This window comes from Psychroserpens sp. AS72, assembly GCF_038900375.1.
In the GTDB taxonomy this organism is placed as follows: Bacteria; Bacteroidota; Bacteroidia; order Flavobacteriales; family Flavobacteriaceae; genus Psychroserpens.
The window spans coordinates 1-13,035 of the sequence record NZ_JBBMRC010000011.1 but is presented as its reverse complement, the minus strand read 5'-3'; the positions used below and the strand labels follow the sequence as shown (position 1 = coordinate 13,035).

At 31.4% G+C, this 13,035-nt stretch carries 12 protein-coding genes; 7 read left to right on the top strand and 5 right to left on the bottom strand.

Annotated elements, in window-relative coordinates; genetic code table 11:
* Positions 1 to 57: 57 nt before the first annotated feature.
* The 7 genes from pyrH to WNY78_RS15965 all read left to right on the top strand — a co-directional run bounded on the left by pyrH (position 58) and on the right by WNY78_RS15965 (position 9,130).
* Positions 58 to 765, top strand: a complete 708-nt coding sequence (gene pyrH, locus WNY78_RS15995) for a UMP kinase (protein WP_342874226.1) — start codon at positions 58 to 60, stop codon at positions 763 to 765.
* Between the two features lie 59 nt (positions 766 to 824).
* A complete protein-coding gene (gene frr, locus WNY78_RS15990; protein WP_342874225.1) occupies positions 825 to 1,382 on the top strand; it encodes a ribosome recycling factor in 558 nt (185 codons plus the stop codon).
* Between the two features lie 61 nt (positions 1,383 to 1,443).
* A complete protein-coding gene (locus WNY78_RS15985) occupies positions 1,444 to 2,700 on the top strand; it encodes a hypothetical protein (protein WP_342874224.1) in 1,257 nt (418 codons plus the stop codon).
* A 165-nt stretch (positions 2,701 to 2,865) separates the two neighbouring features.
* Complete coding sequence (locus tag WNY78_RS15980) at positions 2,866 to 5,268, top strand: efflux RND transporter permease subunit (RefSeq protein WP_342874223.1); 2,403 nt, start codon at positions 2,866 to 2,868, stop codon at positions 5,266 to 5,268.
* 82 nt (positions 5,269 to 5,350) lie between these two features.
* Positions 5,351 to 6,781, top strand: a complete 1,431-nt coding sequence (gene asnS / locus WNY78_RS15975; protein WP_342874222.1) for an asparagine--tRNA ligase — start codon at positions 5,351 to 5,353, stop codon at positions 6,779 to 6,781.
* Between the two features lie 283 nt (positions 6,782 to 7,064).
* Positions 7,065 to 8,525, top strand: coding sequence for an RNA polymerase factor sigma-54 (rpoN, locus tag WNY78_RS15970; protein WP_342874221.1), 1,461 nt, complete (start codon positions 7,065 to 7,067; stop codon positions 8,523 to 8,525).
* Positions 8,525 to 9,130: a hypothetical protein gene (locus WNY78_RS15965; protein WP_342874220.1), complete on the top strand. Its 606-nt coding sequence runs from the start codon at positions 8,525 to 8,527 to the stop codon at positions 9,128 to 9,130. The genes rpoN and WNY78_RS15965 overlap by 1 nt, the downstream gene beginning before the upstream one ends.
* Positions 9,131 to 9,150: 20 nt before the next feature.
* On the opposite strand, the gene WNY78_RS15960 is transcribed toward WNY78_RS15965, so the two are convergent.
* From WNY78_RS15960 to WNY78_RS15940, 5 genes are all read right to left on the bottom strand, one after another.
* Entirely contained in the window at positions 9,151 to 9,873 is a 723-nt protein-coding gene (locus WNY78_RS15960) for a porin family protein (RefSeq protein WP_342874219.1), read from the bottom strand.
* A gap of 102 nt (positions 9,874 to 9,975) precedes the next feature.
* A complete protein-coding gene (locus tag WNY78_RS15955) occupies positions 9,976 to 10,452 on the bottom strand; it encodes a biopolymer transporter ExbD (RefSeq protein ID WP_342874218.1) in 477 nt (158 codons plus the stop codon).
* A 16-nt stretch (positions 10,453 to 10,468) separates the two neighbouring features.
* Positions 10,469 to 11,092, bottom strand: a complete 624-nt coding sequence (locus tag WNY78_RS15950) for a biopolymer transporter ExbD (RefSeq protein WP_342874217.1) — start codon at positions 11,090 to 11,092, stop codon at positions 10,469 to 10,471.
* A gap of 8 nt (positions 11,093 to 11,100) precedes the next feature.
* A complete protein-coding gene (locus WNY78_RS15945; protein ID WP_342874216.1) occupies positions 11,101 to 11,544 on the bottom strand; it encodes a hypothetical protein in 444 nt (147 codons plus the stop codon).
* A gap of 27 nt (positions 11,545 to 11,571) precedes the next feature.
* On the bottom strand, positions 11,572 to 12,348 hold the full coding sequence (locus WNY78_RS15940) for a MotA/TolQ/ExbB proton channel family protein (RefSeq protein ID WP_342874215.1): 777 nt from the start codon (positions 12,346 to 12,348) through the stop codon (positions 11,572 to 11,574).
* Between the last annotated feature and the right edge of the window lie 687 nt (positions 12,349 to 13,035).

The window sequence follows — 13,035 nt, the reverse complement described above, 5'->3', positions numbered from 1 at the left end:
AAACTTTTTTAAAGACTATATCTTAATTCCTATATTTGCTAAACTTTCAACACAACTATGAAATATAAAAGAATCCTACTAAAATTATCTGGTGAAGCTCTTATGGGTTCTCGCCAATATGGAATTGACCCAGAACGTCTATCTGAATACGCTAAAGATATTAAAGAAATCACCGATTTAGGAGTTGAAGTTGCTATCGTTATTGGTGGTGGAAATATTTTTAGAGGTGTTGCTGGAGCAATGGCAGGTATGGATCGTGTTCAAGGTGACCATATGGGAATGCTAGCAACTGTTATAAATGGTTTGGCATTACAAAATGCATTAGAAGACGCTGGAATCAAAACACGTTTACAAACAGCTATTAAAATCAATGAAGTTGCTGAACCTTTTATTAGAAGAAAAGCAATGAGTCATCTTAGAAAAGGAAGAGTCGTTATTTTTGGTGGTGGAACTGGTAATCCGTATTTTACTACAGATTCTGCTGCAGTATTAAGAGCTATTGAAATTGAAGCAGATGTTATTTTAAAAGGGACTCGTGTTGATGGTATTTACAATGCAGATCCAGAGAAAGACGCAACAGCAATCAAATTTGAACATATTACTTTTGACGATGTTTTAAGAAAAGGTTTAAAAGTAATGGACACAACAGCATTTACATTAAGTCAAGAAAATAAGCTACCAATTATTGTTTTTGATATGAATAAAAAAGGAAATTTAATGAAAGTTGTTTCCGGAGAAAATATTGGAACCAAAGTTAACATCTAAAATTTGGCTTATTTTTTGGTAGGTATTATACTTGTATTAAGTAATTAAAGGTATTTAAAATGAACGAAGACATAAAATTTATATTAGATTCAACTAAAGAAGCTATGGATGATGCATTAAAGCATCTAGAGAAACAGTTTACAAATATTAGAGCTGGTAAAGCTAGTCCTGCAATGTTAGGAAGTGTTATGGTAGACTATTATGGTTCTCAAACACCATTATCTCAAGTTGCAAATGTTAATACACCAGATGGTAGAACAATTACTGTTCAACCGTGGGAAAAGAACATGTTACAAGAAATAGAACGTGGAATAGCTTATGCAAATTTAGGCTTCAACCCAATGAATAATGGTGAAACAATAATTATTAATGTTCCGCCTTTAACTGAAGAGCGTAGACGTGATTTGTCAAAACAAGCAAAAGCTGAAGCTGAAGATGCTAAAATTGGTATAAGAAATGCTCGTAAAGAGGCAAATCATGAGATTAAAAATCTTGATGATGCATCTGAAGACCAACAAAAAAATGCAGAAATAGATGTGCAACAAATGACCGATAAATACGTTAAAAAGGTAGATGACATTTTTGATGTTAAGGAAAAAGAAATTATGACCGTATAAATTCAAAAAGCGACTAATCTAATGTCGTTTTTTTTAATTAATCCTCTTTATTTAAAATTACATGCACAAAGTTGTTTGCTTAATCATAATTACGCTATGTACTTGTGCACTATATTCTCAAACACCTAAAACTAAAAAGGATTCATTAAGTAAAAAAGAATTCATAAAACAACTAGGTAATGGATTTTTTCCAACAAAGCATGTAAATATTGACATGAAATACCTCATTAAGTACAACCAGTACGAGGGACTAAGAACTGGGCTTGGAGGTGTTACTAACGATGAATTTTCAGAAACATATAGAATTAATAGTTATGTAGTCTATGGGTTTAAAGATCATAGATTTAAATACAAAATTGGTGGTGGTTTTAGAGTCAATGAGCCAACAAACACATGGGTAAACTTCTCATATACTGATGATTTGCAAGAATCTGGAAGTTCTACGTTTCTAACAGATAAACGTTTCTTTTCTTTTTTTGAACCACGTTTATTAAACATTGATTTATTTCATAAGCATATCACAAAAGCCATTTCATTAGAACATAAATTTTCAGAAAACTTACTTACTGAATTAGAAATTGCTACAAGTAAAATTGAACCTACTTACAGTTATATGTTTAATGTTGATGATACTTCCTATCGAATTTTTGACATCACAAGCGCAAAAGTAGCATTACAATGGAGTCCTTTTAACAGCAATGAAGTAAATGAAAAAGGGATTTCCGAAGTAAAAGAAGGATATCCAAAATTTACATTACAAGTCTCTCAAAGTGTTAAAAATAATATTAAAGGTGACTTTAATTTCTTTAAAACTGATTTTAGAACCATCCATAGATTTATACATAATGAATACTCTTTTACAGAAGCAACTATAACTACTGGATTAGCAACTGGTAACACACCTTTGACACATTTGTATCATGCATACCCAAATAATATTACAAAAGAAACCATTCTTCAACGATTCTCAGTTGCAGGAATAAATAGTTTTGAAACGATGTATTTTAATGAGTTTTTCTCAGATAGATTTACAACACTTCAACTCAAACATTTTATAAAGCCTTTTAAAATCACAGAAAGATACAGACCACAATTGGTACTTATTTCTAGAATGGCTATAGGTGATATGCACGATATAGAGCGACATCAAAATATAGAATTTGGAACACTATCAAAAGGGTACTCTGAGGCTGGTTTTGAAATTAACAAACTGTTATTTGGTTTTGGTTTAAGTTTCGCTTATCGATATGGTGGTTATCATTTGCCTCGATATGCAGATAATATTGCTGCTAAATTTACTTTTAATGTGAGTTTATAACACTATTCTACTTTACATTTCTTACTTCGAAACAAAGCCCTATCACGCAAAAAGACAGCATCTTTAAGTAAAACATGTTTTTTTTACTTTAATCAAAAAGTTTAAACAAGTTCAATAGCCTTATCCCTAGGTTTTTTCTAACTTTGCTCCTGTTTTAAATCACACATGTTTAAACTATTTAATAAAAATTTCTGGGAGGTTATTGCGCGATTAATTTTACGTAACAAGATTGGTATTCTTGTAGTAATTATTTTGGCAACCATTTTCTTTAGTTCACAGTGGAATAACATGCGCTTTAGCTATACTGAAGCCAACTTATTGCCTGATGATCATGAAGTCAATGTGACTTATAATGAGTTCTTAGATATTTTTGGAGAAGAAGGTAATCTCATCGTTCTTGGCGTTAAAGATTCTACATTATTTACAGTAGATAAATTAAATGCTTGGAACCAACTCTCTGAAGACTTCAAAACCTATGATGAAGTAGAAACTGTTGTTTCACTAAACGACCTTCAAAAACTTGTTAAAAACAAAGAAGAAGAAAAATTTGATCTCGTTCCTTTTATTAAAGATTCTATAACTTCTATTGAACAAATTGATAAACTACAAGACGAGTTATTTAAACAGTATCCGTTTTATGATAATTTCTTGTTTAATAAAGAAACGAAAACGATTAGAACTGCCATTTATCTCAAGAAAGATATTGTAAATACATCAGCTAGAAAAGACTTTATAATGAAAGTCCTTGATGTAAAGATTAGAAATTTTGAAGAAGATAATCGTTTGAACGTTAGGGTGTCTGGTATGCCTTATATAAGAACATTAAATGCACAAAATATTGTTGATGAGATTGGTCTTTTCATTGGTTTAGCACTTGGTGTTACCTCGTTTATTTTCTTTTTATTCTTTAGATCTTTTAGAGCAACGTTCATCTCACTCATTGTTGTTTGTGTAGGTGTTATGTGGACTTTTGGAATAATTGGACTACTCAATTACGAAATTACTGTTCTTACAGCATTGATACCACCACTAATCATCGTTATTGGTATTCCAAACTGTATTTTCTTAATCAATAAATATCAGCGTGAAGTTAAACTTCACGGTAATAAAGTAAAATCATTGCAACGTGTTATCACCAAAGTTGGAAATGCAACGTTGATGACAAATGTAACAACAGCCTCTGGTTTTGCCACTTTTATTTTAACAGAAAGTCAACTTTTAAAGGAGTTTGGTATTGTAGCATCATTAAGTATTCTTGCTATTTTTCTTTTGTGCTTATTCGTAATTCCTATCATTTATACGTTTTTACCTTATCCTAAAGAACGACACTTAGAACATCTTAACAAGAGATGGGTTGGTGGTTTTGTTAATTGGATTGAGCGTATGGTACGTGAGCAAAAAATTACGATTTATGCAACGTCACTAGTTCTAATAATTGTTAGTATTATTGGAATGTACCAAATTAAAATTTCTGGAAGCCTCATTGAAGACATGCCAAAAGAGGAAGCCTTTTTTAAAGATATTCGGTTTTTTGAAGAAGAGTTTGATGGGATTATGCCAATGGAAATTATGGTAGATACCAAACGTAAAAAAGGTGTAATGAAATTGAGTACGCTCAAAAAAATGGAGCAAGTCGAAGATTTTATTGATGAAATCCCTGAGTTGTCTCGTCCTATTTCTGTAGTAAGTTTGGTAAAATACAGCAAACAAGCGTATTATAATGGTAATCCTAAATATTATCAATTACCAACAAGCCAAGAAAATAGTTTCATCTTATCTTATGCTAAAAACTCGTCTTCAGATGTTGACTTACTCAAAAATTTTGTAGACAGTACAGGTCAGTACGCTCGTATTACAACATTCATGAAAGACATTGGCACGGACAAAATGGAACGTATCGAAGAGGATTTACATAGCAAATTAAATAAAGTTTTTCCAGCAGATCGCTATAATGTGACGATGACTGGTAAAGCATTAGTATTTCAGAAGGGAACAAAATATTTAGTTAAAAATCTTGCGATATCTTTATCACTAGCTATTTTCTTAATCTCCCTTTTCATGGCTTATATGTTTAGGTCGTTTAAAATGATTATCGTTTCGCTCATACCTAACCTATTACCATTGGTTATTACAGCTGGTTTGATGGGTTATTTAGGCGTGCCAATTAAACCATCTACGATATTAGTATTTAGTATTGCCTTTGGAATTTCTGTGGATGACACCATACATTTCTTGGCAAAATACCGACAAGAATTACAAGCCAATCATTGGAAAATACGAAAATCAGTCTATGCAGCATTGCGAGAAACTGGTGTAAGTATGTTCTATACATCTATCGTATTATTTTTTGGTTTCATTGTATTTACAACTTCAAGTTTTGGAGGCACAGTTGCTTTAGGAGCATTAGTTTCGGTAACTCTAGTATTTGCAATGTTGTCTAATCTACTATTGCTACCATCATTATTATTATCATTAGAACGCAGTATTGCTAATAAGGAAACCTTAAAAGAGCCTTCCATAAATATCATTCCTATTGAAGAAGAGGATACTGAAGAAAATAGTAATTAATTGATTTAAACTTTTTCAATTCACTAAAAAATTAAATCACTTCAAATCATAAACATTTATATTTGCATAAAATTTCAAAAAAATGAGCTATACAGTTTCACAATTATTGACACAAGATATTACGTTTCAACCTATAGAAATTAAAGGATGGGTTAGAGGATTTAGGTCTAATCGTTTCATTGCTTTAAATGACGGTTCTACTATTAATAATATACAATGTGTGGTTGATTTTGAAAATACAGATGAAGCCATTTTAAAGCGTATTACAACAGGTGCTGCAGTTCATATTAAAGGAGAATTGGTAGAAAGCCAAGGTAAAGGTCAAAAGGTTGAAATACAAGTCACCTCTATTGAGATTCTTGGAGATTCTGATCCTGAAGAGTACCCTATTCAGCCTAAAAAACATACGTTCGAATTTTTACGTGAAAATGCACATTTACGTACACGTACAAATACATTTAGTGCTGTAATGCGTTTGCGTTCTTCATTATCATTTGCGGTTCATAAGTATTTTAATGAGAATGGGTTTTACTATATGCACACACCAATCATCACAGGAAGTGATGCCGAAGGTGCTGGTGAAACATTTAGAGTAAGTACTTTAGATGCTAAAAATCCGCCTTTGGATGACGACGGAAATGTTGATTATAAAAAAGATTTCTTCGGAAAAGAATCTAATCTAACGGTTTCTGGTCAGTTAGAAGCTGAAACATTTGCTATGTCGTTAGGTAAAGTTTACACGTTTGGACCAACCTTTAGGGCAGAAAACTCTAATACAACCCGTCATTTATCAGAATTTTGGATGATAGAACCTGAGGTAGCGTTTATGGATTTGGCTGGCAATATGGATTTGGCTGAAGATTTTATGAAATCTGTATTAGGTTATATTTTAGAACATAATAGCGAAGATTTAGAGTTTTTAGAAAACCGTTTACTTACTGAAGAAAAATCAAAACCTCAAGCTCAACGTTCTGAAATGAGCTTGATTGAGAAAATAAAATTCGTTGTAGATAACAACTTTAAACGTGTTAGCTATACTGAAGCTATTGATATTTTAAAGAATTCTAAGCCAAATAAGAAAAAGAAATTCAACTACATAATTGAAGAATGGGGAGCAGATTTACAAAGTGAACATGAGCGTTTCTTAGTAGAGAAACACTTTAAATGTCCTGTAATTTTGTTTGATTATCCAGCAAATATTAAAGCCTTTTATATGCGTTTAAATGAAGATGGAAAAACTGTTCGTGCCATGGATATTTTATTTCCAGGCATTGGAGAAATGGTTGGAGGATCTCAACGTGAAGAGCGTTTAGAAGTTTTAAAAGAGAAAATGAAAGCTTTAGATATCTCTGAAGAAGAATTATGGTGGTATTTAGATTTACGTAAATATGGTACTGCTGTACACTCTGGTTTTGGACTTGGTTTTGAGCGTTTAGTCATGTTCGCAACTGGTATGGGAAATATTAGAGACGTCATCCCTTATCCTAGAACTCCTCAAAATGCGGAGTTTTAACCTATACCTGCAAAAAGCAAGTATCTCATAGCTTTGTGCTATATGAGTTGGAATAATAAAAAATGAATTCATATTAAATCCTGCAAAGTTTGAGAAACTTTGCAGGATTTTTCAGTTCAATGCTATTAGTTTCAAGCTCTTGAAAAATTATTTTTGTAAACCGCATTTTGAGTCTTCACATTTCCGAAGAAAAAATCACCTTCAAAATTATTCTTAAAAGGAACTACTTTTACAAGCATATATCAATAGTTTTTTTAACTTTACTTTAAACGAATCAAAAAGCATGCTCAAACAATACCTACAGTTTAAATTATCCCAAAAGTTGTCACCGCAACAAATTCAGCTTATGAAGTTGATTCAGTTGCCTACACAAGCATTTGAGCAACGTATTAAGCAAGAATTAGAAGAAAATCCTGCCTTAGATACTGGAAAAGAAGAGAAGGACGAGGATAAGATGGATGAGTTTGATAACTCAGAAGATGACTTTAATGACAATGAAGAAATAAATACAGAAGACATCAATATTGATGAGTATTTAAGTGATGATGATGTGCCAGATTATAGAACTCAAGTGAGTAATTATAGTAGTGATGATGAAGAAAAAGTAATGCCTTATGCTGCTGGAACATCCTTTACACAACACTTAACAAACCAGTTAAACACATTTAGACTTAATGAAGAAGAACGTGAAATTGCAGAGTTTTTAGTTGGCAGTGTTGACGAGAGTGGATACATACGTCGTGCGTTAAGTGATATTATGGATGACTTAGCATTTACTCAAAACATTTTTACTACGGAAGAAAAGATTGAAAAAGTGCTGCATAAAGTACATCAATTAGATCCTGCTGGTGTTGGTGCTAGAAGCTTACAAGAGTGTTTAAGTATTCAACTACATAGAAAAGAGAAATATCCTGATGTTGAACTTGCCTGTGATATTATTGACAAAGCTTTTGACCAATTTACGAAGAAACACTATAAAAAATTATTACAGAAGTTTGATATTACTGAAGTTCAGCTTAAGGATGCTATTGAAGAAATTGAACGTTTAAACCCAAAACCTGGAGGTTCTTATGCTGGGAATAATAAAAGAGTTGAACATGTTGTACCAGATTTTGCAATCAAAATAGTTGATGGTGAACTAGATCTAACTTTAAACGGAAGAAATGCTCCAGAGCTGCATGTCTCTCGCGAATATAGTAACATGATGAAAGGCTATAAAGATGCCAAAGACAAGAGTAAATCTCAGAAAGATGCTGTGATGTTCATCAAACAAAAATTAGATGCAGCAAAGTGGTTTATAGAAGCTATAAAACAACGTCAACAAACTCTTTTTGTGACTATGAGTGCTATAATGCACTATCAAAAAGAGTATTTCCTAACTGGAGATGAGCGCAATCTTAGACCAATGATTTTAAAAGATATTGCTGATGAGATAGAAATGGATGTTTCTACTGTATCTCGTGTTGCAAATAGTAAGTATGTGGATACACCTTATGGTACAAAATTGATAAAAGAATTCTTTAGTGAATCCATGACCAACGATCAAGGAGAAGAAGTGTCTACTCGCGAAATCAAGAAAATTTTGGAGACAGTTATTGAAGAAGAAGACAAGAAAAAACCGCTTACCGATGAAAAACTAGCCAAAATCTTAAAAGAAAAAGGCTACCCTATCGCTCGTCGTACAGTTGCTAAATATCGAGAACAGTTGGATATTTCTGTGGCTCGTTTGAGGAAAAAGATTTAATGAACCAACTCCTTAAAAGCATATCATACATTTTTCACCCCTTATTAATGCCATTATTGGGTGTTGTATTTTACTTTTCTAAAACACCACGTTTTATTCCTGGATCTATTATGAAAGCTAAAGTGTTTTCTATTACGATTCTCACTATAGTATTACCTATACTTTTATTTTATTTACTAAGAACTATTAAAAAAGTAGACTCGTTTCATTTAGTAACAGTTAAAGAGCGAATAATTCCATTATTTATAAATAGTATAATTATTATTCTTATTTTATTACGTGTATTACCACTTGATGAAATCCCTGAATTACATTTCTTTTTTATAGGCATTCTAATTTCTACTGTAACTTGTTTTGCCTTAGCTCTAGCGAAGTTTAAAGCAAGCATCCACATGATAGCATCTGCAGGTTTTTTTATGTTTGCTATAGCTATCGCTATTCATTTTAAGATAAACATTAATGGCACTATTGCTTTAATGTGTATCATTATAGGAGCTATTGCTACGTCAAGACTTCATTTAAAAGCGCATACATCTATAGAGTTGATTATTGGTTTTTTTATTGGCCTAATGCCTCAACTTATTTTATTGAACTATTGGATGTAGAGAATGTTGTCTTGTTGGGCTTATAATATGTAGAAAATCAACCCTATTTTAATGGCATTCATAACTACATTTTCTTCACTACTATTGACTTTTGCATTACTATCAAAAATATCATTAAGTGCATAATAAAAATGAAAATTTACATTTGAGTAGCCTGCACTCAAAGTAAGACCATATTGCAATGTGTTGAAATCATCAATATTAGACAAATTAATGTCATTAGGGCTACCTATATATTTTGAAGAATTGTATAAAACATATCCTAATTTAATTCCTGAATATACTCTCCAGAAATCAAATTCTTTAGCAGTAGATGTTCGCCATCTAAATTCTATAGGGAATTCAAGAAGATAGGTGGTAAACTTATTTTTGCTAAAAGATTCATCATCTAAAACTGTAAAATCATAACTACCATTACTTTCAGAAATTTGTAACGTCTGGTTAAATGAATTTGTTGAGAGCCCTAAACCCAATCCAATAGCTACATTACGTTTAGCATTAATTGGCATGTCTCTAATAAAACCAAAATGAAATCCGCTAGAAAACCCGTTTTGAGATACACCATCTGGCTTATTACCTAACAAATTGTAAGTTACAGACACATAAAACTGATCTTCTCTATATTTATCATCAACAACTTTAATACTATCTATTACTTTATTATTGGAAAATGGGTTATCACTTTCCTGTGCTGAGAGAGTAATTAATGGTAATAATAAAAACAAATAAACAAGTCGTTTCATAGTACAAATATAACTTAATACAGATTAAAATATTTCACTAGATGTCATAAAAAAAGCATCCAAAATTTGGATGCTTTTTTATATAATGTATAAAGGTATCTTTTAATTATCTAGAGCACTACCTGTACCTACTGAATAATTAATTTTTAGTGCGTTAGCTTTTCTAAGTTCTTTTTTGATGTCTCCAATAATACCCATGTTAGCCTCTTTATCGACTTTTAGTGATACTGTTAAGAAATCTATTAATTCTTCTCTAGCAATACCTGCTCTTTCTGCATAAATAAAAGCTTGAATATCTTCTATATCTGCAAATTTATCGTTTAGCTGTATTCTCGCTTCTTCACCTAAATCCTTGTAACCACTAGAAGGTTTACCTACATATATGTAACTAATTGGATACTTTTTCTCAAGTTTCTCAACTTGATCAGCTAAAGGCAACCTTTGTTCAACCATTAACGTATCTTCTCTCATTACGGTTACTACCATAAAGAAAAACAGTAGCATAAAAACAATATCTGGTAATGATGCTGTATTTACAGCTGGTAAAGCATTGTCTTTTTTACTTTTAAATTTAGACATAGTATAGTGTTTTTATTTATTGTACTTCAGAAAGTTTCTCAGGATATTCTTTTCTAATTTGATCAATAACCTCCTTAAGTTTTTCTTTGTTTCCATTGAATTTAGCATCCTTGTAATTCTCTTCCATCTTTACAAAATCCATATCAGAGAATCCTTTTCTAGCTCCTATCTCTAAAGCTCTAATATTTCGCAAATCATTATATGCAGCAACTAATTCGTTTTGTACAGAAATGTATTGAGCATAAGATGTTTCTCTTTCATTCTTTAAAGAAATAATAGCCTTATCAGGATGATCAGATGAACTAGGATCTCTTTTTCCTTTACAATAGTCACATCTATTACCTGCAGCATCAGTACCACCACCATTATCTAAAAACTCAATAGCAGCTTTACGCAAGTCTTTGAGTTCCATTAACTCATCTTCAACTAATAATTGATCTTTACCATTTATCAAAACAGTAAAAATATTTTTTTGCTTAATAACAACTTCATCATCGTTAGGCGGTTCCATTGGAGGAAGCTTACGATTTATCCCAGAATCTTTAGGAATTGTCGTTGTTACTAAGAAAAATATAAGAAGTAAGAATGCAATATCTGCCATAGAGCCTGCATTCACTTCTGGTGCTGATCGTTTTGCCATAATTAATTTTATTTACTTATCATCTTCTTAACTCCAAAGAACAACATTAAACCTGCTGCTAATAAAATTAAGATATAGAATGCTTTAATTCCTGCTTCAATCATTTGAGATCCGTTAGCAGATAACATTTTCCCATCAGTTAATTTTGTTTCAACTCCAGATGAAGCAAACCATGCGATTGCTAATACTAGTGCAAAAACTCCTAAAGACATTAATGCTTTCTTAAGTTTATCTGGATGGCTAACTAAGTTAACCAAACTAAATACAACCGCAGTTATTGTCGCAATTCCTAATACAACATAGGCTAAGTTAGAAAACCAAGATAATACCGCTTGGTTTGAAACGTCAGCTTCAATAGCTTCGTCTCCTAGCATCATTATTCTTACTAAAAAGAATACTGCGATTAGACCTATTACTAAAGCAACAATTTTGATTATTTTTTGAATATTCATGTTATGTTTGATTTAATAATTGGTTTATTATTTTTTATGTCTTACTAATAAATCGATAAGTGAAATCGATGAATCTTCCATATCATTAACAATACTGTCAATTTTAGAAATAATGTAATTATAAAAAATTTGTAATATAATAGCTACAATAAGACCAAATACTGTTGTTAATAAGGCTACTTTAATACCACCTGCTACTAATGAAGGATTCATATCACCTGCAGCTTCAATTTTATCAAAAGCATCAATCATACCAAGTACAGTACCCATGAAACCAAGCATTGGTGCTAAAGCGATGAATAAAGAAATCCATGATACATTCTTTTCTAATTGTCCCATTTGAACACCACCATAAGCTACAACAGCTTTTTCAGCAGCATCAATATCTTCATCTGCTCGATCTAAACCTTGATAAAAGATTGATGCAACAGGTCCTTTTGTATTTCTACAAACTTCCTTAGCTGCTTCAATTCCACCAGAGTTAAGAGCATCCTCTACATCTTGAGTTAATTTCTTTGAATTTGTTGTTGCAAGGTTTAAATAGATAATTCTTTCAATAGCAATTGCTAAACCAAGAATTAAACATAGTAATACAATTCCCATAAAAAATGGACCACCTTCAATAAAACGTTCCTTTACTTGTTCAGTAAATGATTTGTCTACTGTTGCAGTTTCATCTGCATCTTGAAATGTTGTGGCAACTGCTGTTGTTGCAGTTTCAACTGTGTTAGCATTTGTACTTGCATTTACAGTACCGAAAGCCATGATACCTACTATGGCTAAGATTGAAAAAAGTCTTTTCATCGTGATTGTTCTTAATTTTATTAGTTAAAGTGTTAAAGATAAAAAAAAATTGGAATTAAAAAATAAAAATACTAATTGAGTCAGTCTCTTTAAAGTTGTTTTGATCAACTAGTATAATTTATAATAAGACGAATTTAAATAAAATGTTTTGGATAATTCAGCTATAAAACGAAAAACTTATAGTTTGCTCTTACATTTCTATAATAAACTTCTTATCATATATGTGTTCTTCGGAAACTTTAGAACTCACAAACGATTCATTGTCATATTATTTAGCATTTTTTAATAACCAATTATTAGATAGAATCCATATTTTTAATCAAAAAGATGAAATATATAAACTGTTGCCTTTAATTGTGTTTTAAATAACAATTAGCTCCTTAATATAGATTTAACGAGTATAAGTATTTCTCTTAAGTCCGTTTTTTTAAGTCATAAACCTTATTATATGTATACTTTATGTTTCTTCAAGCTTAAACAGGATTGACTTCGTCCATCCCTAAATTGTATTCTTGTACAAGCATAGAAACCTAAACATCTATTTAGATGTTGGGTTTTATATTTTAAAATAGTGGCTTCAAGCCTAAACGGGATTGACTTCGTCCTTCCTTAAATTGTATTCTTGTACAAGCATAGAAACCTAAACATCTAAATAGATGTTGGGTTTTATATTTTAAAATAGTGGCT